Genomic DNA, 25,270 nt, shown 5'->3' on the forward strand with positions numbered 1-25,270 from the left:
TTTTTTAATGTAACGGTACCGTTTCTATATCTGGATTGTTTTTTGCTTCTAAATATTTTTTCAATATTTCTTGATCTAATTGAGAACTGTCTCCATATTGCGCTCTTAAATCTGCCAATTGTTGTTTTAATTTTACAACAATGTCTGCATACGCAGGATCATCAATTACATTTTTCATTTCATTAGGATCTTTCTTTCTATCATACAATTCCCATTCATCCACATCATAATAAAAATGTGCCAATTTGTATTCTTGCGTAATAATTGCATAATGTCTTTTTACCATGTGTATTCCTGGATATTCGTAATAATGATAATACACCGCATCTCTGGTCCATTCATCATTATTACCTAATAATAACGGAATTAAGCTTTCTCCTTGCATGTCTGATGGAGGCACAATATGTGCTGCTTCTAAAATAGTTTGTGCAAAGTCTAAATTCTGAACCATTTCTGTATTAGTTGTTCCTGGTGTAATTACATTTGGCCATTTAATTAATAATGGTGTTTTAAAAGACTCATCGTAAACAAAACGCTTATCAAACCAACCATGTTCTCCTAAATAAAACCCTTGGTCTGATGTGTAAATGATAATGGTATTTTCATCTAGTTTTGTTTCTTCTAAATAATCTAACAAACGACCTACGTTTTCATCAACAGAGGCAATACAACCTAAATAATCTTGCATATAACGTTGATAACGCCATTTCATTAATTCGGTTTTATTCATAGAAGGATATTTTTCCTTAAATTCTTCCATCATAGGCTTATAAACAGAATCCCACACAGCTCTTTGTTCTTTATTCATTGCTCCTACTTCTCGTTCAAAGGCTTCTAAATCCCAACCAGACATGTCTTTTATACCCAATTCTTTCATCATTTCTGGATATAGTTTAGAATCTCCAGCCCAATTCATATGTGTTAAAAGATTCATTTCTGCAGTTTTTGCTGCAGTTCCTCTTCCTTCATAATCATCAAACAAAGTTGCTGGCTCTACAAACGTTTTCTTTGTATATTCTTTAAAATGACGAGGCGCAGGCAACCACTCTCTATGCGGTGCTTTTTGCATAGAAAACAACATAAATGGTTGATCATCATCTTTGTTTTTTTCTAACCACTCTAAAGTCATGTCCATAATAATATCCGTTACATAACCTTCTACAGTAATTTGTCCATCATTGGTATTAAAAATAGGATTGTAATATCTACCCTGACCCGGTAAAATTTTAAACTCATCTACCCCTTTTGGGTTGTTTCCAAAATGTAATTTACCAAACATTGCTGTTTTATAACCAGCTTGTTGCATAATTTGTGGAAACGTAACTTGAGATTCATCAAACGGAAAAACGTTGTCTACTTTACCGTGAATATGCGTGTGTTTTCCTGTTAGAATTGTTGCTCTAGAAGGTGCACAAATAGAGTTAGAAACACAAGCATTTGTAAACTTAAGTCCCTCATCTGCAATACGATCTATATTGGGCGTTTGAATTAAATGATCGCTATAAGCACTAATAGCTTGATAGGCATGATCATCAGACATCATAAAAATAATGTTTGGGCGTTTGGTTGGTAATTCTTTTTTTGCTGCTTTTTTTTCTTTTGGCTTACATGATATTACAAGTATAGCCAAAAAGAAAAACGATAAAAACCTTAATATTTCTTGTTGATTTTTCATTTATTGTTGAATTATTTGCATTACAAAACCATTGTTGCTTTTTAAACTAAGGTGCTGTTTTGTTTTATTAGACACTTCTATTTCTTCTATTTTAACTTGGGTTCTTGTTTTTACAGTTTCATCATCTGTATACACTTTAGCTATGTATTTTTTGTTTGGTTCTAGAAAAGAAAAATCTACTTCAACCTCATGAGGAGTAGTTCCGTTAATTCCTCCAACAAACCAATCGTTTCCTTTTCTACGAGCAATCACTCCAACTTCACCAATTTCAGCTTTTAACACTTTTGTTTCATCCCAAGTGGTAGGTACATTGTTAAAAAACTCAAGTTCTGGTTCGTTACCAATCGTTTTAGTATCTCCCCATAATCCATCTTCTTTTATTGGAGCTGCAGGTGCTTTATCATACCAATACAAAAATTGTAGCGGACTAAAAATACAGATCGTTTTTGCTAATTGAGATGCATGTGATCCCATTTTATCAACACGTGAGTTATAGTAACAAACTGTGTTATCCGATGCTCCGGCCAATGTTCTGGTAAACATTGTTATTAAAGTATGGTCGTTTGGCACTGATTCTTCATCTCCTCTAATTCCTTCTTGCGTTAACAAGTTAGGGTATGTTCTAGAAAATCCTGTTGGTCTGTACTCATCATGAACATCTACAATCATTCCATATTTAGCAGCTTTTTTAATAGCTTCGTGCATCCATGCAGTTGCATCTTGATCTCCAACTCTTACAAAACCAAACTTAATACCTGCTACTCCCCATTCTTTAAACAATGGCAAAATAACATCTAACTGCTTTTCTAAAGCACGACGATTTACATACAAAATAAGTCCTACTCCTCTTTCTTTTCCGTAGGCTGTAACCGCTTGCATGTCTAAAGGCCCTTTTGATCTTTTAGGATCTAAAGTAACCGTAGTAGCATCAGAACTGTTCTTCATTTCATTTCCATACCAACCCGCATCAAACATAATGTATTGCATGTTGTGGCTTGATACAAAATCTATTGCTGCAAATGCTCCTTGAGTAGTTAAAGTGGTTTCTCTAAGTACTTTTCCTGGTTTAATCCAAGAATCATCAGCAATTTCAGATGGTGGATTTAAGTTCTGTATTAAATAATTATTTTCTAACAATTCGCCATAATTTTCTCCCATCATAACCACTCTCCATGGAGATTGAAAAGGAAGTTTTTTATGTACTCTAGCTCCTGCTACTTTGTTTTCTTCTACAACAGCTCCTGTAATTTCATCTTGCTTTAATGCTTCTGTTTTTCCGTCAAGAGTAGATACAATACTATATTCTGATGAATTTCCTTTATCAAAACTCATTCTAGCATAATCTACCAACTGAGCTTCTGCCAAAGCAATTTTTATATCATCACTTACTTCAATTAATAAAGGTCTGTCTGCTCCTTCTTGTAACTCAGTCATAGGAATTTTACTGTATTTTCCTTGAGCTGTTAATACTCCTTTTTCACGTTTTGGAGTAGACCAAACCGGAAAGTTTTCAGAAAAATTATAATGAATATTTTCACTCAACCCGATTTTTTCTATTCCGTTTTGCTCAGGAATTTCATAAGAAAATGCAACTCCCTCATTATAAGCTCTAGCTATAATATTTAACTTGGCATCTCCTTGCTTTAAGTAAATTTTAGTTTGATTGTAATTGTCCGGAATGGTACTTAACTCACTAAACCTAGAATTCCAACTAGTATTTACAGTTGTATTTTCTATTTGTTCAACAGTTACTTTTCCAGAAAAATTTAATTCTTCTGATAACAATTCTAAGACAGATGTTTGAATTACTTTTTGATTATTGTAATAAACTGAAAACGTAACATTGTTATTATTTTCTCCTTCTAAGAAGATAATTTTTTTAGAAGTATCTGGTGATGATAATTCTATAACATCATTTGATTGATCGCAGCTACTAGATATTACAACCAATACAAGAAAAATGATATACTTTATTCTTAATAAGAACATATTTAATAAGTTTACGTGTAATTTAATTTTCATTTCTTACCCAAACATGACTTCCGTCTAACAAATCTTTGTATTGTAGAGCAAATTCTTTTTTCATTTTCTCGAAAACTACAGGATTCTTTATAGATAAGTCTTCTGATTCTGTTACATCTTCTTGTAAATTAAACAATACGTAATCTGTTAATTTTGCGTTTTTCACCATCTTTTCATTTCCATCATAAAGATTATGAATGTGTGGTAATTCCTCATTATTTTCATCTACCAAACGAGCCATTATTTTCCAATCTCCCATTCTCATTGCAACTCTACGTTTGTTAATTGCATCGTAAAAAGCCCAAATTAAAGGTTTGGTTCTTTCAAATTCTCCTTTATCAAATAACGCTGTAAAAGACTCTCCGTCTAACTTTTTACTTGGTAATTTTGCTCCGGATACTTCTGCAAAAGTTGGTAAAAGATCTAATGCAGATACCACATTGTCTGTAGTACCTGTAAAGGTTTCTTTTCCTATCCAATTTACAATACCAGGTACTCTAAAACCAGCTTCATTAGTCCATAATTTCATTCCTTTTAAATCTCCAGGAGATCCGTAAGAATGTTTTGCTCTATAATATCTCATCAACGTTTCTGGTCCGTTGTCCGAACTAAAAACAATCAATGTATTGTTCATATTGTTCTTTTTAAAGTACTCTATCAAACGTCCTACAGCAATATCTACATTTTCTACATTGGCAAAATATTCTGCTTGTTCTCTATTTTTTGCTTTTGGTAAATATTTTTGCACCAAATCTTCTGGAGACGCAATTGGTTCGTGTGGTTCATGAAAGGTTACCTCTAAAAAGAAAGGCTTGTCGTCTTTTTTATTATCCAACCATTTAATAGCTTCTGATACAATAATCTGACTGCTAAATCCTTCTATTTCTCCTACCTTTTCTCTATTACGTACAAAGTTGGTCGGATTTTTATGAGTAGGTGCTGCATTGTTATGCGTGGCCATCCAATAATCAAAACCAAAATCATCTGGTTGCGGTTGCAAATCGCTATTAAAGCGAGAACTACAGTGCCATTTACCCACCAAACAAGTAGCATATCCGGCCGATTTTAACATGGCAGGAATGGTTTCTTCATCTGCTTGTAAGTGCACCAAATCTCTATTGTCTTCACTCTTTTTTAAACCAGGTATAAAATCATATACTCCAGCTCTATTAGGACTTCTACCTGTTAACAACCCAACTCTAGAAGGAGAACATACTGGGGCTGTAGAATAAAAATTGGTCAATTTAATTCCTGTTTCTGCTAACTTATCTAAATTTTTAGTTTCAATTACAGGATGCCCAAAAGAAGACAAATCCCCATAACCCAAATCATCACACAACAATACTACAATATTGGGTTGTTTGTTTATTTCTGTTATTGTTGTATTTAATTTCTTACTCGCTGTATTGTTAGATTTACACGAAGTAACCAACACCGTTAAGCTAATTAAAACAATTTTTAATATTCTACTATTCATGATATTTTACTTAAAAAACTCGTTAAAAAATAACATTTGATATTTAATGGAATTCTTCCAATATTCATTGGTATGTCCACCTGGTCGTTCTATATAGTCATGCGGTATATTTCTCTGTAATAGCTTTTTATGTAATCTTACATTGGCATCGTAAAAAAAATCATCAACCCCACAATCGAACATTAATTTTAGATTTTTACCATTTAACAAATGCACTAAATTAATCACCGTATTTTGTTCCCAATGTTCTTTATGTTCTGCATAACTGCCTAATCGTTTTGCAAGATCCCATCGCAAAGGAAAAGGTCTAATGTCTACACCGCCACTCATGCTAGCTGCCACACCCCAAATATCGGTATGCTTAAACGCTAAATACAAAGCTCCATGTCCGCCCATACTTAAACCAGAGATTGCTCTATTCTTTTTATTGACGATTGTATTAAATGATTTGTCTATTTCTAAAACAAGTTCTTCTGAAATATAAGTTTCATATTTCATGGTTTCATCAACAGGACTATCAAAATACCAGCTCGTTTTATTTCCATCTGGACAAACAATTATTACATTATATATATCTGCATATTTACCCAATTTTGGTACTTTTTTTAACCAATCTTTATAATCTCCACCAGCTCCATGTAACAAATAAACTACAGAATATGCTTTCCCTTTTTTCGAATATGAATCTGGAGTAATCACAATATTTTTTATATTCTTGTTCATCGATTTACTGTATACATTTAAAGTATCTACTTTAGATGCATAAAGCTGTACAGAACAATAAAAACAAAGTATGAATCCAATGATATTCTTCATATGACACTAATTAACTTCCTATTTTTTTAAAATAATATCTTCTAACTCTTCTAATGTTTTTCCTTTGGTTTCTGGCATTAAAAAAGCCACATATAATAATTGCAATACCATCATAACTGCAAAAACTAAGAAGACCATTCCTCCTCCTATCGCTTTTAACAACAAAGGAAATAAGGATGGAATGATTGCTGCCAACACCCAATGTGTAGAGCTACCAAAAGCTTGCCCGGATGCTCTTAAATGATTTGGGAATATTTCTGAAACAAAAACCCATATTACCGCTCCTTGCCCAACTGCATGTGCACCTATAAATAAAAATAAGAAAAAGGGTACAGCCATACCTGTCCAATCTAAGAAGAAAGCGGCAGACAAAAGACTTAATGAAACAATATATGCCACAGAACCAATATACATTAAAGTTTTTCTACCTAATTTATCGATTAAAAACACCCCTAACAAAGTAAATATCAAATTAGTAACCCCTAAACCAATACTATTTAACAAAGCGGTACTTTCTCCCAAACCAGCTGCTTCAAAAATACGTGGTGCATAATATAAAACGGCATTAATTCCAGAAAATTGATTAAAAAAGGCGATTAAAAAAACCAACATTAATGGGTAACGGTACTTTTTTATAAAAATAGTTTCAGATTTATCGCTACTATCGTTGTGAGAGTTGAATTCGTTAATTTTTTCTTGTACATCTACTGTAGGATCTATAAATGTTAAAATTTCTTTGGCTTCTGCTTCTCTACCCTTAGATAATAACCATCTCGGACTTTTTGGTAATTTTAACGCAAATAACATATACAATACTGCCGGAATTGCTTCTACACCTAACATCCATCTCCAGGCATTTTCGCCAACACCACTCAACAAATAATTAGATAAATAAGCAATCATAATACCAAATACAATATTAAACTGATACATGGCTACCAAACGCCCTCTATCTTTTGCAGGTGCAATTTCTGAAATATAAGCAGGCGCTGCAATGGTAGAAGCTCCTACACCTACACCACCAATAAAACGAGCAAATGCAAACACATAGGGATCATTTGCCAATGCAGACCCAATAGCGGAAACTGCAAACAAAGCACCAATAACCAACAACGTATTTTTTCTACCATATTTATTAGTGGGTATACCTCCAAAAATAGCTCCTAATACAGTTCCCCACAAAGCCATTCCCATTACTACAGAACCATGAAACGAATCTGATGATTGCCATAATGCTTGTAGTTTTTGATCTGCTCCCGAAATGACTACGACGTCAAAACCGAATAAAAACCCTGCCAAAGCAGCTGTTATAGACCACATTAATATTTTTTTATTCCCCATGATTGATGCTGATTATTTTAGTTATTTGTTTGTTTATTCTTCTTTTAATGGGATTACCATATTCCATGTTTTGGTTCCATTTCCAAATCCGCCAGGACCATCCATCGTCGCAAAAAAGAGATGTGTTGGTTTTCCTTTTTCTACCAAAACAAAAGGACGTTCTAACTGCCCCTGTTTAATAGTTTTGCCATTATTCCATTGTACTAATTTTGTATAAGCTCTAGGGGTTTTGTCTATTTCCCAATCAATTCCGTTTTTAGAATGAGCTAAAAGTCCATCACCCATTTCTCCTGTAATTGTACCTCTTTGATCTTTTGCTATCATGTGATAACCTGTTGCATCACTCCACAAATGCGGATCTTCTACTTCGCCAAAATGTTCCATAGAAAATAAAGGCGCATTGCCAACAACTGTATATTTACCATCGTAAGACGGTGCAGTGGCTACTCCAATACTCATGTCACTATTGGTAATACCATCTTTTTTATAACTTCTTCCTTTAAATAATAACACTACAGAACCATCTTCTTTAATTAATGGTGATGGATTAGAGGTTAAAAAACTATAATAAGAATTTGGTTTTACCTCTAAAATAGGACTGTCTAATCTTTTCCATGGTCCGTTTGGGCTTTTAGAAATGGCAATACCTACACGTTTGCCCCAACGTCCTGCAATACACCATTTACTAGACAAATCAAATTCGTTTACATTTTCTTTAGTTACCTCTTCAAACGGATGCGTAGATCCCATATAATAAAGAATGTATGTGTCTTTATATTTTACAATTTTAGGATTGTGGCAAGAGCGTCCATCCCAATATTGTGCTCCTCTTGCTCCCAAAGCCACTTCTTTAAATTGGTAAGGCCCTTCTGGTGTTTTAGAAGTAGCGTGTACAATTTCTGACGCAATCATCCAACCAGGATGAAAAGGCAACATTTTTGGCCACCTAGAAGCGTACATATGATATAACTGATCTTCTCCCTTTATAACCGAACTTCCCCAAACCCAATAACCTTCCATTTCTAAACCACCACCTACTGGTGCTGGTTTAAAATTGCTAATTGAGTTTTGCGCATTACTTATAGCAACACATCCTAATACAAAGAAAAAAATATATTTCATCATCCTTTTACATCACTTTATACTATTTTTCTACTGCTTTTAAACAGTATTTATTCTGCTGCAAAAGCTTCTTGCATTTTATTTAAACGTACTAAGGCTTCCATAAAGTAGTAATCTGCATATACAATTGGCACATCTACTTCTGAGTTGTGTGGAAAATGCCCTGTTGAATGTAATAATAGTGATTGGTTTGTATCGCCGCTTAAATATTTGTCTGATGACAATGCTTTAATATAACTAACTGCCGCATTGTAATATTTTGCTTTTAGTGTTTCATCTTTTACCAACATAGACAACTCTAACATTCCGCAAGCGGCTACACCTGCTGCTGAAGCATCTCTTGGCGCATTCGGAATTTTAGGATCATCAAAATCCCAATAAGGAATTTTATCTTCTGGTAAACGGTTGATATAATGATCTGATAATTTAATTGCCGTATCTAAAAATGCTTGTTCTCCTGTTTCTCTATACGCCATAGAAAAACCATAAATACCCCAAGTTTGACCTCTTGCCCACATAGACTCGTCTGCATAACCTTGGTGTGTATAGCCTCTTAAAAATTCTCCAGTATTTTCATCAAAAGAACCTACATGGTATACAGCACTGTCTTTACGCACAATATATTTCATAGTTGTTTCTGCGTGAGTTTTAGCAATATCATATAATGTTTGACTTCCCCCATTTTTAGCTGCCCAAAAAAGCAACTCTAAATTCATCATATTATCAATAATGGTATTGTGTCTAAATTTATGTACTTGACTTGGCCAAGATAAAATAGAACCAACTTTAGGATTGTATAAAGTAGCCAAAGTATCTGCTGCAGCTAATAATACATTTTTGTATTCTTCATTACCTGTTAATCTGTAAGCGTTTCCGTAACTACCATACACCATAAAACCAATATCATGATTGTCTGCTTTTGTATAAGCAATGGTTTTAATAGGCTCCGTAAATTTTTGTGCTTGTTCTTTTATATATTGATCACCAGAATACTCATAAGCAAACCATAAGGTTCCCGGAAAAAAACCACTACACCAATCTTTTACCCCCACAAAATTCCAGTTTTTACTTCCTTTATCTATATTTCTAGGAAAACTATCTGCATAGACCAATGTTTTGGTTACCTCTTTTTCTTTTAAAAGGTTTGCATCTAGCACCGTTTTAACATTGAATTTATCCAAATCAATTTTGGTTGTTGCTGTCTCTTTTTTTGTTGAATTGCATGAAATTATTGTAAAAATTACTGCTAAAAACAATAGTGGCCTTCTGATCATCATATTTAATATTTTTAAAGTATTCTATTTTTTAATTTTTTGTTTGCTCTAAAAAGAAGTCTGTCTACTAAACTTTTTTTATACAATTATAATAACAATACCATGTAGAAAACATAACTTATAATTCAAAGGCTATAACATATCGTTCTTTTGCCTATTTATCATCCTTTTTTATACTATTTCACCTCTTTTTTAAGACAAAAAAACTCTAAACACATTTGCTTCAATCTCAATAATAACAAGACAAACCAGTCTATTGACATCCATAATTCCTCCAAAAAAATATTGCCTTATTCAGATTTCTTAAAACACTGTTGTTTTTGACTAAAACAAGTAGTTTATAGCTTCTTTTTATAAAGATAAAACTGCTTTTATCTCTTCTAAAAAATGGAATCCCCTTTTAAATTTGCTATCAGTATTTTAAGAATAAGAATCTATATTCTTTTTATTGATTTGATTTTTTAAAATAGCAACCTTTCTTAAAAAAGAAGGGGTTTATACCTATCAAATAATGTTTTTATAAAAAAGCTACACTATTTTTAAATAAAAATAATGCAGCTTAAAATTACTAATTCACTTTTTCAAAAATCGTTTATATACTTTTTAATTCCTTTCTTTTTACACTAAAAAAGAAAGGTGAATTGATTGTAATCGTTATTTTTTCCAAAGGTTTTCCATTTCTTCTAATGTTTTTCCTTTGGTTTCTGGCACGTACTTTTTAATAAATAAAATGGCAATGATGCTCATAATACCATATACCCAATAGGCAAACCCATGATTGAACAACGCTGTTAAATACGAATTATCATTCATCATCGGAAAAGTTAAAGACACCAAATAATTAGAAATCCATTGTGCTGCCACTGCAATTGCAAGTGCTTTTCCTCTAATTTTATTCGGAAAAATTTCGGCCAACAACACCCAAGCAACCGGTCCCCAACTCATGGCAAAACTAGCTACATACAACATCATGCAAAACAATGCCAAATAACCTGTGGCTCCTGTAAAAAAGACAAATCCTAAAGAAATCATTGCTACTCCCATGCCCAAAGCACCAATCATCATTAAAGGTTTTCTACCGTATTTATCTACGGTTTTTACGGCAATAATGGTAAATACAAAATTAACAATACCTACTATAATGGTCATTAACAAGGCACTATCTGTACCTGCGGATATGGTTTTAAAAATTTCTGGCGCATAATATAATACTACATTAATTCCTACAAACTGTTGTAATACAGAAATTAAAATTCCTACAATAATTACCAACCAACCAAAAGACAAAAGATGCCCTGATGTTTTTTGATTGGTAGATGCTTTTATTTCTTCTAAAATAGCAATTCCTTCTTTTTTACCATTTACTTTTATTAAAACCTCTAACGCTTTTTCGGGTTGATTTCTTAGCATTAAAGACCGTGGTGTATCGGGTACAAAAAATAAAAAACCTAAAAACAATCCTGCTGGCACAACCTCAGAAGCAAACATCCATCTCCATCCCACTTCATTCAACCAAACATCAGAACCTCCACTTTTAGAAATAAAATAATTGACAAAATATACCACCATAAAACCACCTACAATTGCCAACTGATTTAAAGACACTAGTTTTCCTCTACTTTTTGCAGGTGCTATTTCTGCAATATAAAGAGGAGATAACATAGATGCTAAACCAACTCCTATACCACCAATAATTCTATAAATGATAAATATGGTAGAAAAGCTATGATCTAATTCGCCAATGGGTGCAATTAACATTTCTGGCATTGCAGAGCCCAAAGCCGAAACTAAAAATAGCATTGCGGCTAAAATAAGTCCTTTTTTTCTTCCTAATTTTTTACTTACTACACCTCCAAAAATACCGCCTATAATACACCCTATCAATGCACTAGATACTAAAAAACCTTTAAACGCACTTGCGGCAGTTTCAGACAATCCTTTGGGTATTACAAAAAAACTATCTAAAGAACCTACGGTTCCGGAAATAACACCGGTATCATACCCAAATAACAAACCACCTAAAGTAGCTACTAAAGTTAGTTTTAAAAGATATCCTGAATTTGTTGCTGTTGCCATAAGTAAAAAGTGTTAATTGCTTTTGTATTAGATAAAGACTGTAAAAAAACTGCTAATCAATTAGATGTATTGGTTGATAATATTCTCAAACAATTCTTGTTTACCACTTTGCAAACTTAATTCGCCGTTTTCTTGGGCAATTTTATACAAGTCTGTCAATTCTAATTTTCCAACTTCAAAATCTTTTCCTTTTCCTATGTCAAAAGAGCTGTATCTTTTTTCTCTTAAAGCGTTGAAAGAAGAAGAAGTTATTATTTTATCTGCTGTAAGTAGAGCTCTTGCAAAGGTATCTGCCCCTCCAATATGTGCATAAAAAACATCTTCTAAATCTGTAGAATTCCTTCTAATTTTTGCATCAAAATTAATACCACCACCTTGCAAACCACCTGCTGCTAAAAAGACCAACATGGCTTCTGTGGTTTCTTGAATGTTGTTAGGAAATTGATCGGTATCCCAACCATTTTGGTAATCTCCTCTGTTGGCATCAATACTACCTAACATACCTGCTTTTGCAGCAACAGCTAACTCGTGCTGCATGGTATGTTGCGCTAAAGTGGCGTGGTTTACCTCTATATTCATTTTAAAATCTTTGTCTAAACCGTATTCTTTTAAAAACCCAATAGCGGTAGCTGAATCAAAATCATATTGATGCTTCATCGGTTCCATTGGTTTAGGTTCAATAAAGAAAGTTCCTTTAAAACCTTGTGCTCTTGCATAATCTCTTGCCATGGTTAAAAATTGTCCCATATGGTCTAACTCACGCCCCATATCTGTATTTAGCAAAGACATGTAACCTTCTCTTCCTCCCCAAAAAACATAATTTTCTCCACCTAATTTAATAGTTGCATCTAAAGCCAATTTTACTTGTCCACCAGCTCTTGCTACTACATTAAAATCTGGGTTGGTAGCCGCTCCATTCATATAACGCGGGTTCGAAAAACAGTTGGCAGTACCCCATAATAATTTTATACCTGTTGCTGCTTGTTTCTCTTTAATATAATCTGTAATCGTCTCTAATCTTTTTTCTGATTCTGCAAAAGTTGCGCCTTCTTGTACTAAATCATAATCATGGAAACAGAAATAATCAAATCCCATTTTGGTAATAAATTCAAAGGCAGCATCTGCTTTGTCTTTTGCTGCTTGTATAGGATCTGAAGATTGATCCCAAGCAAAATTTTGTGTTCCAGGTCCAAAAGGATCGCCTCCTTGTCCGCAGAAAGTATGCCAATACGCAATGGCAAATTTAAAATGTTCTCGCATGGTTTTACCAGCAACTACTTGGTCTGGATTGTAGTATTTAAAAGCGAATGGATTGTCTGATTCTTTTCCTTCAAATTGAATTTTATCAATTCCTTTAAAATATTCTTTATTTGCCATTTTAATATTTTTTATATGTTTTCTTCTATTGTTTTTAATTGGTTTTGCTTTACTAAAACATCTCTTTTATTGATGTTTTAAAACCAATTCTAATTCTTTTTTCCAGTTTTGATATGCTTCTAAATATTTTGTTCGGTCATTTTCAGGTACAAAAGTCATTACATAATCATTGTCCATAATTGCTTTGCTAAAAGATGCCAAATCTCCTTTATAAAGATTTGCTGCTCTTGCCGCACCAATGGCTCCTGTGGTATTGTAGATTTCTATTTCTTGCCCTATTAAAGTTGCTACAGTATTTGCAAAAATTTCTGAACGGAATAAATTATCATTCCCAGCTCTTATTACACTTGGTTGAATGCCGTCTGATGTTAAAATTTCCATACCATACACAAAAGAAAAAGCAATGCCTTCTAAAGCAGCTCTGCATAGATGTCCTTTGTGATGATTGTTCAAATTCATGTTTACAATTCGTGTACCTATTTCTTGGTTGTTTAGCATACGTTCTGCTCCGTTACCAAATGGAATTAAACAAACTCCATCAGAACCAATAGCAATTTCAGATGCCAATTGATTCATTTCTTCATAAGAAGCAACCTCCAAATTATTTAACAACCAACGGTACTGAATGCCAGCTCCATTAATGTTTAATAGTTTTCCAATACTTTTATTTTCTGATGTATAATTTACATGTGCAAAATTGTTGACACGTGTACTTTCTTTACTCGATAAGTTATTGGTTACGGCATAGACCACACCAGAGGTTCCGCCGGTTGCTGCCACTTCACCAGCATTTAATACATTTAAAGAAAGAGCGTTGTTGGGTTGGTCTCCCGCTCGGTAACAGATAGGAGTTCCTACCTCTAGACCACTTTCGGCTGCTCCTTTTTTATCTACCAAAGATTGTACACCAAATGTATCTACAAGGTCAGGTATTAAAGAGGCATCCATTCCGTAATACTCTAAAAGAAAATCGGCGATACTATTCTTTTTAAAATCCCAAATAATGCCTTCAGACAATCCCGAAATTGTGGTGTTTATTTGGTTTGAAAATTTATAAGCAATATAATCTCCGGGTAACATCAATTTATCTACCTGCTCATAAATAGCAGGTTCATTTTCTTGAACCCATTTTAATTTGGATGCTGTAAAATTAGCCGGAGAGTTTAATAAATGATCTCCACATTTTTTTGCTCCAATGTCAGTAAATGCCTTTTGCCCAATTGCTACCGCTCTACTATCGCACCAAATGATGCTTTTTCTAAGTAGTTTCCCTTTTTTATCTACCAATACCAACCCATGCATTTGGTAAGAAATACCAATTCCTTTTATTTGTGTTGCATTAATGTTGTATTGCTTTTTTAAACGGGCAATGGTATTGCAAATATGTATCCACCAATCTTCTGGACTTTGTTCTGCCCATCCATTTTTTAGAGCAAACATGCTCATTTCTTCTTTTGGTTCTTGTACAACTCCTATACATTTACCTGTTGCAATTGTTACCAATGCCGCTTTTATAGAAGAACTTCCAATATCTAATCCTAAGTAATACATGTTTTGTTCTAATGCTCTTTATTTAACTTTATAAAAACAGAACCATCTTGTATAAACAATCGTTTTATACTTTTTAATCAAAAATTTGTTTTTCTACTCATTATTGATTCTATAAAAGAAAATTATTTATTTCATGATTTCTTACACAAGTATAATGAGTATTTTTTCTGTTATGCATAACTTATAATTCAAAGGCTATAACATATATCCCTTTTACCACTTGCTAAAAAAATATTTTTAATAACCACATAAAAGAAATACTTATAATAGCTACTTATTATAGTATAGATAAATAAAACTATGTCATATAGAGTCTTTAAAATCAAAAAACAACTTCTAATAAGGAATATGATATAACCAAAAATGCTCTTAAAATTCCTACTCTAATTGTTAAAATAAGTTCCTATGAATCATCATTTTTCAATATCAATTAAGAGAAACTTCTTCTTTTATGAATAACAGATACGCCTTTTAAAAGAGCTCTACTTTAAACCATAAAACAAAACACAGTATTTTACTGATTTTAAACCTCTTAAAACAAACCTTTTCTTTACTTTTAAAAAGACAGCAAAAACATTGTTATAACAACTCTTAAAACAGTTCTTGATCAACTTAAGTTAAAAAGATTATATTTATTACATTTTTAATAAAAAAAAGAATTTAAAAAAACATATTCATGATTTTGTAGGGTATAATTTATCAAATGAACGATATTTTATGACGTTTGAATATTAATTTATAATCTCTTCTTTCAATAATTTTTAACATTGTATAACGATTTGGACATAAACAAATCAATGAAACATAATTAACTAAAAAAATAATAATTTTATGACTAAACTAAGACAATGTCAGATAAATCTGAAAATTTTCGCAAGTCTATTTTGGATAGTGGGCTTTGTATTATGTGGTTCTTTTACAGAGTTACATGCTGCCACATCAACTTATGATGTAGATAACAACCAAAACAGAACGGTAACTGGAGAAGTTTTGGCTGCAGATGACAACTCCCCATTACCAGGAGTTAATATAATTGTAGAAGGAAAATCTATCGGAGCAACTACAGATTTCGATGGAAAGTATACAATTAACGTGCCAGAAGGTAGCACTTTAGTGTTTTCTTATTTAGGATTTATTTCTAAAAAAGTTGAAGTAGGAAACAAAAGCGTTATTAATGTCTCTTTAAAACCAGATGCTACAACTTTAGATGAAATTGTTGTTGTTGGTTATGGAACAGCAAAAAAAGAAACCCTTACAGGATCTGTTGAACAGGTAAGTGCTAAAGCTTTTGAAGATTTAGCAGTAGGTAGTCCTGCCTTAGCACTTCAAGGTAGAAGTCCAGGTCTTGTAATTACACGTAGTTCTTCTAGACCAGGTAATGAAGGTATAAACTTTCTTGTTAGAGGTGCTTCTTCTGTTAATGGTATTACTCCTTTAATTGTTATTGATGGAATTCCAGCAATCAATACATCATCATTTACAGATATGAACCCAAATGATATAGAGAGTATTAGTGTCTTAAAAGGAGGTTCTGCATCTGTATATGGATCTCGTGCTGCAGGAGGTGTTATTTTAGTGACAACCAAAAAAGGACGAGGAGAAGTTAAGGTAGATATAAGTTCTGTTTCTCGTATAGGAACTATTGGTATTAGACCTCCAACACCAACTATGACAGAATATGGTAGTGTATATCTTGCAGCTGTAGATTCTGATTTAGCAGCAGGAAAAAGTCCTAGATATTTCTTTTGGGACAATCGTGAAACTTTACAGAGAATAGCAAATGGAGAAGAAGGTTATTATGATTTACCTATAAACGGAAGAGTATGGTTAGCAGAGGGTAATAGATTTGATGATCTTTTTGGAAATTCTTTCTCAACTCAACACAATATTAGTGTTTCTGGAGGTAGTGAAAATAGTAATTTCCGTATTTCTGGAGGGTATGATAATAATGTAGGTGGTTTAAAAGTTGCTGACGACTCTTCCGAAAGATACAATTTTTCATTAAACTACAATGTTGATGTTAATGACAAATTAAGCTTATCTACAAACGTTTCTTACTTTCACAGACTTATATCGGGTCCTATAGGCGGGTTAGCAAGAGATGCTGCAGCATATGATGCTCCTTTATTTCCAGCCTATAATGATCAAGGACAATATTATTCTGTATTTGGTGGTGTAGATATTTCTGGTGCAAGAAATGCTATCGCTCAAGTTATAGATGGAGGTAGAACAAATTATATTGATGAACAATTTAAAATATATGCTCAAGCATCTTATAAATTAACAGATCATTTAAACTTAACAGGTTCTTATGCTATTAGTAAACAAAATAGTGAAGATCAAGAATATACATTATCTGTTCCTCTATACAGTTGGCAAGGAGATTTTGCTACCTATATAAACGACCCTAGTAAAACATATATACAAGAAGAAACAAGTAATGTTACCTACAAAAATTATAAATCTACTTTAAGTTATACTAATGCTTTTGGAGACCATAATATAACTGCACTATTAGCTATAGAAGCAGAAAAGAATACCCAAAATGGTCTTAGAGCTAGAAGAACTGGTTTTGTAGATTATGGTGTGTACGATTTAGACTTAGGGGCAACAGATCAAGCAATTCAAACAGAAGGTGGCGGAACTGAATGGGGAGCATATGGTTATGTTGGACGTTTAAATTATAACTATAAAGAAAAATATTTACTAGAACTTCAAGGTAGACGAGATGGCTCTTCTAAATTTGGCGAAGGCTATAAATGGTCTAACTACTTTAGTGCCTCTGGTGGTTGGGTAATAAGTGCAGAAGATTTTCTTAAAGATAACAATATCATATCATTCTTAAAACTTAGAGGTGGTTATGGTGAATTAGGGAGTACTTCTGGTTTTGGTAACTTTGGTTATTTATCTACAGTTGGCTTTGGTACTACTGTTTTTGGTCAAACTTACGCTGGTCAACAAGCAACTACAAGAGCTAGTAGTCTATTTAGTAATACAACAACTTGGGAAAGAATTGCTACAAAAGAAATTGGTTTAGATTTTCAACTTTTAGATGGTAAGATTTTTGGTTCTGTAGATCTTTATGAAAAAGTAAATAGCGATATGTTAATTAATTTAATATACCCAGATTTACTAGGTACTTCTGCTCCATTAACTAATTCTGGTACTTTAGAAACTAATGGTTGGGAAGTTCAATTAGGATGGAATGGTAATATTGGAGATCTTGATATTAGCGTAGGTGCAAATATGAGTGATTCAAGAAATGAGATTGTAAAATTTACAGGTGCAGAAGCCATTGACCCAGGTTTAAATGATGTTGATAACGATAAAATTATAGAAGGTAAACCTATTAACTCTTTTTATCTATACAATACAGATGGATATTTTGCCAATCAAACAGAAGTAGATGAATATTACGCTGCTTACGGAGGAAAAGGTATTATAAGAGATCAAGGAAGTACAGCTGGATTAGTACCTGGTGATACAAGAATTGTAGATACTAATGGTGATGGAACCATAGATACAAACGATTTAACTTATCACGGAGATTCTTCAGCTCATTATGTTTACGGTTTAAATTTTCAATTAAAATATAAAAATTGGGATTTAAGTTCATTTTTTCAAGGAACCTTACAACAATATATTGTTAGAACTGGTTATTTTTCTGCTCCTTTTCAACAAATATGGCAAAATCAGTCAGCAACATGGTTAGGAAGAACATGGACAGCTGAAAACCCTGATGCAGAATTTCCAAGATTATCTACACAGGCCAATGTTGCTAGTTGGAATTATATAAATAAAGATTTCATGAAACAAAATAATAGATACATTAGATTAAAATCTTTAATTATCGGATATACATTTAAAGATGTTAAAATAGCAAATACCCCTCTAAATAATATACGTGTATATTTCTCTGGAAATGATTTATTTGAATTTAGTAAAGTAAATGATGGTTATGATCCTGAAGCTCCTGCTGGTGCTAATAACAATAACGCAACTTACCCTTTTATGCGTACATGGGCATTAGGTGTAAAAGTTTCACTATAAAATATTATAAATTAAAAACACACAAATGAAAAAATTAATATATTTAATACTACCATGTTTTATGGTATTATTTAATTCATGCCAAGATGAATTTTTAGATTTAACACCTCTTTCTGACATTACAGATGATGTGTATTATACAGAAGCAGAACATTTTTTAACAGGTTCTAATAGATTTTATACTTATCTAACTACTTGGAAAGATGACCAAGGTATATTTTCTGATCATGGTTCTGATTTAGTTGGTTATTTTGAAGCAGGTGGTATGCAAGAATATAGTAGAGGAGAAACCCTAAGTCCTATTAATGATAATTATTATTCTGATGCATATACCGCCATTAGAGACATAAACCTTTTAATAGAAAGAGCTGCAGAATATAATGGAGAAGCAAGTATTACTGAATATGTAGCTGCTGCAAAATTTCATAGAGCTTGGCAATATTTCTTTTTAGTACAAAGGTTTGGTGGCGTAACATTAGTTACAAATTCACTAGACGTAAATTCAGAAGAATTGTATGCCCCTAGAAACAGTAGATATGAAGTTGTTGCACAGATTATTGAAGACTTAGATGAAGCAATAGCTGGTTTACCTGATGAATTAAACATATCTTCTGATGACAAAGGGAAATTTAGCAAAGAAGCTGCAATGGCTTTTAAAGCTGATGTTTTATTACATGAAGCTACCTGGATGAAATATGTAGGAACTAGTACAGATGGAGATGGTATTAGCACTGGTGCTGGTAGTGCTGGTTATGATGCTTCAAACATAATAAAATATTTACAAGAAGTAGTTACTTTAACAAAGGCCGTAATGGATTCTGGTACTTTTGAATTGTGGAATTATGATGATGCTCTTGATGGTTTAAGTACTAATTTCTTATTTAATTTAGAAGACTCTGGATCTAACCCTGCTGGTTTAGATAAGGCTACTAATAGAGAATATATTCTTTACTCTAAATATGATTTTACATACAGACAAGCAGGTACTCTTGTAAGTCACGTATATACTGGTAGATTAAGACCAAGTAGAAAGATGATGGATTTATTTTTATGTACAGATGGTTTACCTATAACAGATTCGCCATTATTTGAAGGATATTATAATACTCAAGACGAATTTCAAAATAGAGATAAAAGAATGAGATCTTATTTTACTCATCATCAAAGTTTAGGAGAAATTCCACAGACTGGAGATGTTCTTTTAAATGGTACAAATAACTTTGGTTATTTTAACTCAAAATTTGTAACATGGAATTATGATTTACCAATAGCAAATAGAGCAACACAAACTGAAAGTTATGATATTCCTTTATTGCGTTTAGCTGAAGTGTATTTAATGTATGCAGAAGCTTTATATGAATTAAATGGAGCGTTAACAGATACTGAAATGGATGAGTCTATCAACTTAATTAAAGCTAGAGCAGGTTTACCTCCTATTAGTAATGCTTTTTTAACCGCAAATAACATGGATATAGAAACAGAAATTAGAAGAGAAAGAGCGATTGAACTTTATGCTGAAAGTTCGTCTAGATATACTGATTTAAGACGATGGGGAATTGCAGAAACTATTTTAGGAGAAACTATATATGGTGCTGTTATTGAAGGTACTGTTTATGAAAATAATAGCACATTATACTCTCCTGGATCATATAATTATTCTCCAGAAACTACAACTACTGGAGTAGGTGATTTAGAGTGTCTTGTTGTACAACCAGCATCAATCCGTAATTTTTCTAGAGATAATTATTTATTCCCATTACCTACATCACAAATAGGATTAAATGATAATCTTTTACAAAACCCTGGATATTAAAACATTTTATTTTTAATATTATCAATATAATTTCAGCTGTAGCATATATTTATGCTACAGCTGTTTTTTTATGCCTTCCTTTTACCCTCCTATATAACACCTAACTATTTAAAAAGAAAAACATCTCATTTTTATCCTTGATAGCATAGAGAAACGGTCTTCGAGCGGTGGTTGTTTCGAGTTTTTGTTTTTGTTTATTATAATTGGTCTTCAAGAATAGTCAATAATAACCTCTGAGTACAATTAAGAAGCGCGGTCTTCGAGCGAAGTCGAGAAGCAAGATTTAATCTTCATTACAAGATCTCGACTTACTTCGGCTTACTTAGACTCCGCTCAGCAACCACCGCTCGATCACCCTTGTTTTAAAGTAAATTTGTTAGAACACATTATTAATTTAGAATTCTATTTAAAAAGCAAAAAGGTATCATTTTTATCCTTAATAGCATAAAGAAACGGTCTTCGAGCGGAGTCGAGAAGCAAATACAGCAATTATCTATCAAAAAAAAATCAAACCTCAAAATGTCATATAGAGGTATTCGAGACATCTTATTTAAAGGTTTAGTATAATTACAAGATCTCGACTTACTTCGACTCCGCTCAGCAACCACCGCTCGATCACCGTAGTTGTTTCGAGTTTTTGTTTTTTGCTTATTATAATTGGCCTTCAAGAATAGTCAATAATAATCTCTGAGTATAATTAAGAAGTGGTCTTCGAGCGGAGTCGAGAAGCTGTACTTAGTGCTCATTACAAGATCTCGACTTACTTCGGCTTACTTCGACTCCGCTCTGCAACCACCGCTATGTAACCACCGCTCGATCACCGTAGTTGTTTCGAGTTTTTGTTCTTGTTTATTATAATTGGCCTTCAAGAATAGTCAATAATAATCTCTGAGTATAATTAAGAAGTGGTCTTCGAGCGGAGTCGAGAAGTAATGTTTAATCTTCATTACAAGATCTCGACTCCGCTCGATCACCGTTGTTTTGAGGTAAATTTGTTAGAATACATTATTAATTTAGGATTACAATTAAAAAGAAAAACATATCATCCTTATCCTTGATAGCATAGAGAAGCGGTCTTCGAGCGGAGTCGAGAAGCAAATACAGTAATTATCTATTAAAAAAACAATCAAACCTCCAAATGTCATGTCGAGGTACTCGAGACATCTTATTTAGAGATTTAGTATTTAACTCTAAGATCTCGACTTACTTCGACTCCGCTCTGTAACCATCGCTCGATCACCGTAGTTTTCAGTTAAATTTGTTAGAACACATTATTAATTTAGAATTCTATTTAAAAAGCAAAAACATATCATTCTTATCCCTAATAACATAAAAAAGCGGTCTTCGAGCGGAGTCGAGAAGCAAATACAGCAATTATCTATCAAAAAAACAATCAAACCTTCTTAATGTCATGTTGAGGTATTCGAGACATCTTATTTAAAGTTTTAGTATTTAACTCTAAGATCTCGACTTACTTCGACTCCGCTCTGTAACCACCGCTCGATCACCGTAGTTGTTTCGAGTTTTTGTTCTTGTTTATTATAATTGGTCTTCAAGAATAGTCAATAATAATCTCTGAATATAATTAAGAAGCGGTCTTCGAGCGGAGTCGAGAAGTAGTGCTAATATTTAGTTACTGGATCTCGACTTCGCTCGATCACCGTAGTTTTGAGATAAATTTGTCAGAATACATTTTTAACTCAGGATTCTATTTAAAAAGCAAAAACATATCATTCTTATCCTTAATAACATAAAGTAGCGGTCTTCGAGCGAAGTCGAGAAGCTGTATTTAATGTTCATTACAAAATCTCGACTTACTTCGGCTTACTTCGACTCTGCTATGTAACCATCGCTCGATCACCGTTCTGTTCATCAAATTTTAGTATTCCCATTGTTACTTTTCAGTGATCACCAATAACAAAACAACCAATAAAGAAAACCCAACACATCTTATACAAGATGCATTGAGTTTGCCCCAAAAATCAATTACAAATAAAAAGTTACATCAAATCAAATGTTCTAGGTAACCATAAAGTTAATTCCGGAAAGTAAGTAATTAACAGCAAGACGCCTATCATCATTAAAAACAAAGGCAGTAATGGTTTAATTACTTGTTGTATTTTTAATTCTGCCACACTACACCCAACAAAAAGCACAGAGCCCACAGGTGGTGTACAAAGACCAATACATAAATTCATAATCATTATAATTCCAAAATGTATCGGGTTCATTCCTAACTCCGTTACAATAGGTAAAAAAATCGGTGTAAAAATCAATACTGCCGGAGTAATGTCCATAAATACACCTACAAACAATAAAATTAAATTGATAATGATTAAAATAACTATTGGATTGTCACTAATTGCCAATAAAGTATTGCTAATTTCTTGCGGTATGTTTTCATAACTCATTACCCAAGACATGGCGATAGAAGTGGCTATTAAAAACAATACAATAGCAGATGTTTTAATGGTTTCTATCAATATTGGCGAAAGATCTTTTACCCTTATTTCTTTATACACAAAACCCAAAACCAAGGTATATACTACGGCAATGGCAGAGGCTTCTGTAGCGGTAAAAATTCCGGCTACAATCCCACCAATCACTACTACCAATAACATTAAACTCGGAAAAGCAGCTACAAATCGTTTTATAAATTCTTTAAAAGAAACCAATTTATCTGTTGGGTATTTTTTAATGATCGAGTATATCAGCGCAATTATCATTAACGCTAACCCCATTAATAAACCTGGTACATATCCAGCAATAAACAAAGCGGCGATAGACACACCTCCACTTGCCAAAGAATATACAATTAACACATTGCTTGGCGGAATAATTAATCCGGTAGTAGCACTGGTAATGTTTACGGCCGCACTAAACGATTTGTCGTATCCATCTTTTTCCATCATCGGATTCATAAAACCACCAATGGCAGAGGCTGCTGCTACGGCAGAACCAGAAATGGCTCCGAACAACATGCAAGAAATAATGTTTACAAAGGCCAAACCACCTGGTAGTGGCCCTACAATTGCTTTTGCAAAATTAATCAACCGTACCGCAATACCTCCTCGATTCATTATTTGTCCTGCTAAAATAAAAAAGGGAATTGCAGAAAGCGTAAAACTATCTAAAGAAGTGGCCATTCTTTGTGCCAAAGTAGTTACCGTTGGTAAAAATGGCATTGCACTTAATAAGGTTAATAAAGCGGCTAAACCCACCGCATAAGCTATGGGTACCCTTAAAGATAAAAAAATTAAAAAGCTAGTTACTAAAATTAATACTTCTACTAAATTCATCTCTTTTATGCTTTATGTGCGTTTTTTTTTAAAATTAATGTGTCTATGGTATAATAGCAAATTAAGCTACCAGAAATAGGTACTACCAAATAAACAAGTCCTAACGGAATTTCTAAGGTAGCAGAGGTTTGGCCGAATAGAAAACTCAATTGGCACAATCTGATTCCTCCTATCACCATTACAATAAAAGCAAACACAAACGTAGATAGGTAAACAATACCATCAAACAAACCTTGTTTTTTATTTACAATGTGCTCTGGTATTAAATCGATGGCTAGGTGTAAATGCTTCCCTGTAGCATACGCAGCCCCTAGTAAGCCTATCCAGATTAAAGAAAAACTAGAAATTTCATCTGTAATGGTACTCGGCGATTTTAAGACAAATCTAGAAAACACTTGCCAAACCACACTAAGTAACATCACTGCTAAAATAAGCAGCATCAACTTTTCTAATAGGGTATCTATTTTTGCTCTCATTCGTGTAAATTTTTTATTGCGTTGATCAATCGATTCATTTCTTCATCTTCTTTAAACAGCTCTAATATTCCTTGTGTTTGTGCTTCAAATGCTTTTTTATCTGGATAATAGACCTCAACTCCCGCATTTTTTACAGCTTCTAAAGAAGCCTTTTCAGATTCGGCCCATAATTGTCTTTGTACCTTTGTACTTTCTGCTACTGCTTTTTTTAACCAGCCTCTTTCCTCTTCATTCAAACGACTCCAAGTATCTTTACCTATTAATAAAACATCGGGGATGGAAGTATGCTCATCTAAAGAAAAATACTTACAAACTTCGTAGTGTTTAGAAGAATAAAAACTTGGAGGATTATTTTCTGCACCGTCTACCACTCCTTGTTGCAAAGCGGTGTACAATTCTCCCCAAGAAATAGGAGTAGGCGATCCTCCCAAATCATTGACCATGGCAATGGCCATATTGCTTTTTTGTACTCTTATTTTTTTCCCTTTTAAATCTAAAGGTGTTTTTACAGGGTTTTCTTTCATGTAAAAACTTCTACTTCCTGCATCGTAAAAAGTAAGCCCCCTTAATCTAAATTTTTCTCCTTTTAACAACAGTTCTTCTCCAATACTACTGTCAAAAACATTAAAAAAATGTGCTTTGTCTCTAAACATATAAGGCACACTAAACACTTTGTATTCTGGAATAAAATTTTCTAAAACCGCCGCAGATACTTTGGTAATGTCTAAACTACCTATCTGTAACAACTCTAAACATTCTCTTTCTCCTCCTAATTGACTACTCGGATAAATAGTTACAAGCAGTTGCCCATTGGAGTGTTCTTTTAATTTTTCGCCCAAAATAACCATGGCTTTGTGCACCGGATGTTGGGTATCTAAAGCGTGGGCCAACTTTAAAACTT

General features: G+C 33.1%; 15 protein-coding genes. 2 read left to right on the forward strand and 13 right to left on the reverse strand.

All coding sequences use genetic code 11. The features are described 5' to 3' along the window. Positions 1 to 4: 4 nt before the first annotated feature. The 10 genes from KI686_RS13705 to KI686_RS13750 all read right to left on the reverse strand — a co-directional run bounded on the left by KI686_RS13705 (position 5) and on the right by KI686_RS13750 (position 14,731). Positions 5 to 1,675, reverse strand: coding sequence for a sulfatase family protein (locus tag KI686_RS13705; RefSeq protein ID WP_237589890.1), 1,671 nt, complete (start codon positions 1,673 to 1,675; stop codon positions 5 to 7). Beyond that, a complete protein-coding gene (locus KI686_RS13710; RefSeq protein WP_237589891.1) occupies positions 1,676 to 3,697 on the reverse strand; it encodes a glycoside hydrolase family 97 protein in 2,022 nt (673 codons plus the stop codon). Beyond that, complete coding sequence (locus KI686_RS13715; RefSeq protein ID WP_237589892.1) at positions 3,687 to 5,174, reverse strand: sulfatase-like hydrolase/transferase; 1,488 nt, start codon at positions 5,172 to 5,174, stop codon at positions 3,687 to 3,689. Before KI686_RS13715 ends, KI686_RS13710 begins: the two co-directional genes overlap by 11 nt. Positions 5,175 to 5,180: 6 nt before the next feature. Then, complete coding sequence (locus KI686_RS13720; RefSeq protein WP_237589893.1) at positions 5,181 to 5,990, reverse strand: alpha/beta hydrolase; 810 nt, start codon at positions 5,988 to 5,990, stop codon at positions 5,181 to 5,183. Between the two features lie 18 nt (positions 5,991 to 6,008). Beyond that, positions 6,009 to 7,331: a sugar porter family MFS transporter gene (locus KI686_RS13725; RefSeq protein ID WP_237589894.1), complete on the reverse strand. Its 1,323-nt coding sequence runs from the start codon at positions 7,329 to 7,331 to the stop codon at positions 6,009 to 6,011. 33 nt (positions 7,332 to 7,364) lie between these two features. Beyond that, complete coding sequence (locus tag KI686_RS13730; protein WP_237589895.1) at positions 7,365 to 8,456, reverse strand: glycoside hydrolase family protein; 1,092 nt, start codon at positions 8,454 to 8,456, stop codon at positions 7,365 to 7,367. A 47-nt stretch (positions 8,457 to 8,503) separates the two neighbouring features. Further along, complete coding sequence (locus KI686_RS13735; protein WP_237589896.1) at positions 8,504 to 9,730, reverse strand: glycoside hydrolase family 88 protein; 1,227 nt, start codon at positions 9,728 to 9,730, stop codon at positions 8,504 to 8,506. Between the two features lie 651 nt (positions 9,731 to 10,381). Further along, positions 10,382 to 11,803 (reverse strand): D-xylose transporter XylE, encoded by a 1,422-nt coding sequence (gene xylE, locus KI686_RS13740; RefSeq protein ID WP_237589897.1) that lies wholly within the window; start codon positions 11,801 to 11,803, stop codon positions 10,382 to 10,384. 60 nt (positions 11,804 to 11,863) lie between these two features. Then, on the reverse strand, positions 11,864 to 13,180 hold the full coding sequence (gene xylA / locus KI686_RS13745) for a xylose isomerase (RefSeq protein WP_237589898.1): 1,317 nt from the start codon (positions 13,178 to 13,180) through the stop codon (positions 11,864 to 11,866). Positions 13,181 to 13,246: 66 nt separating this feature from the next. Next, positions 13,247 to 14,731, reverse strand: a complete 1,485-nt coding sequence (locus KI686_RS13750) for a xylulokinase (RefSeq protein ID WP_237589899.1) — start codon at positions 14,729 to 14,731, stop codon at positions 13,247 to 13,249. An 831-nt stretch (positions 14,732 to 15,562) separates the two neighbouring features. On the opposite strand from KI686_RS13750, the gene KI686_RS13755 reads away from it, so the two are divergent. Together KI686_RS13755 and KI686_RS13760 are read left to right on the forward strand one after the other, a co-directional pair. Beyond that, positions 15,563 to 18,781 (forward strand): SusC/RagA family TonB-linked outer membrane protein, encoded by a 3,219-nt coding sequence (locus tag KI686_RS13755; RefSeq protein ID WP_237589900.1) that lies wholly within the window; start codon positions 15,563 to 15,565, stop codon positions 18,779 to 18,781. 25 nt (positions 18,782 to 18,806) lie between these two features. Continuing rightward, positions 18,807 to 20,594, forward strand: a complete 1,788-nt coding sequence (locus KI686_RS13760; protein ID WP_237589901.1) for a RagB/SusD family nutrient uptake outer membrane protein — start codon at positions 18,807 to 18,809, stop codon at positions 20,592 to 20,594. A 2,000-nt stretch (positions 20,595 to 22,594) separates the two neighbouring features. On the opposite strand, the gene KI686_RS13765 is transcribed toward KI686_RS13760, so the two are convergent. Genes KI686_RS13765 through KI686_RS13775 form a run of 3 tightly spaced genes read right to left on the reverse strand, consistent with a single transcriptional unit; the run spans position 22,595 to position 25,259 of the window. After that, on the reverse strand, positions 22,595 to 23,893 hold the full coding sequence (locus KI686_RS13765; protein ID WP_237589902.1) for a TRAP transporter large permease: 1,299 nt from the start codon (positions 23,891 to 23,893) through the stop codon (positions 22,595 to 22,597). A gap of 5 nt (positions 23,894 to 23,898) precedes the next feature. Next, positions 23,899 to 24,369: a TRAP transporter small permease gene (locus tag KI686_RS13770; protein WP_237589903.1), complete on the reverse strand. Its 471-nt coding sequence runs from the start codon at positions 24,367 to 24,369 to the stop codon at positions 23,899 to 23,901. After that, positions 24,366 to 25,259 carry a TRAP transporter substrate-binding protein gene (locus KI686_RS13775; RefSeq protein WP_306665757.1) on the reverse strand — a complete coding sequence of 298 codons (894 nt, stop codon included), beginning with the start codon at positions 25,257 to 25,259 and terminating at the stop codon, positions 24,366 to 24,368. The genes KI686_RS13770 and KI686_RS13775 overlap by 4 nt, the downstream gene beginning before the upstream one ends. Positions 25,260 to 25,270 lie beyond the last annotated feature (11 nt).

The sequence above is a fragment of the Polaribacter sargassicola genome (assembly GCF_021991835.1).
Classification (GTDB): domain Bacteria; phylum Bacteroidota; class Bacteroidia; order Flavobacteriales; family Flavobacteriaceae; genus Polaribacter; species Polaribacter sargassicola.

Bases quoted from the DNA above. Each gene is read 5' to 3' on its own strand.
- KI686_RS13705 (WP_237589890.1), bottom strand. From the start codon at position 1,675: ATGAAAAATCAACAAGAAATATTAAGGTTTTTATCGTTTTTCTTTTTG.
- KI686_RS13710 (WP_237589891.1), bottom strand. From the start codon at position 3,697: ATGAAAATTAAATTACACGTAAACTTATTAAATATGTTCTTATTAAGA.
- KI686_RS13715 (WP_237589892.1), bottom strand. From the start codon at position 5,174: ATGAATAGTAGAATATTAAAAATTGTTTTAATTAGCTTAACGGTGTTG.
- KI686_RS13720 (WP_237589893.1), bottom strand. From the start codon at position 5,990: ATGAAGAATATCATTGGATTCATACTTTGTTTTTATTGTTCTGTACAG.
- KI686_RS13725 (WP_237589894.1), bottom strand. From the start codon at position 7,331: ATGGGGAATAAAAAAATATTAATGTGGTCTATAACAGCTGCTTTGGCA.
- KI686_RS13730 (WP_237589895.1), bottom strand. From the start codon at position 8,456: ATGATGAAATATATTTTTTTCTTTGTATTAGGATGTGTTGCTATAAGT.
- KI686_RS13735 (WP_237589896.1), bottom strand. From the start codon at position 9,730: ATGATGATCAGAAGGCCACTATTGTTTTTAGCAGTAATTTTTACAATA.
- xylE (WP_237589897.1), bottom strand. From the start codon at position 11,803: ATGGCAACAGCAACAAATTCAGGATATCTTTTAAAACTAACTTTAGTA.
- xylA (WP_237589898.1), bottom strand. From the start codon at position 13,180: ATGGCAAATAAAGAATATTTTAAAGGAATTGATAAAATTCAATTTGAA.
- KI686_RS13750 (WP_237589899.1), bottom strand. From the start codon at position 14,731: ATGTATTACTTAGGATTAGATATTGGAAGTTCTTCTATAAAAGCGGCA.
- KI686_RS13755 (WP_237589900.1), top strand. From the start codon at position 15,563: ATGACTAAACTAAGACAATGTCAGATAAATCTGAAAATTTTCGCAAGT.
- KI686_RS13760 (WP_237589901.1), top strand. From the start codon at position 18,807: ATGAAAAAATTAATATATTTAATACTACCATGTTTTATGGTATTATTT.
- KI686_RS13765 (WP_237589902.1), bottom strand. From the start codon at position 23,893: ATGAATTTAGTAGAAGTATTAATTTTAGTAACTAGCTTTTTAATTTTT.
- KI686_RS13770 (WP_237589903.1), bottom strand. From the start codon at position 24,369: ATGAGAGCAAAAATAGATACCCTATTAGAAAAGTTGATGCTGCTTATT.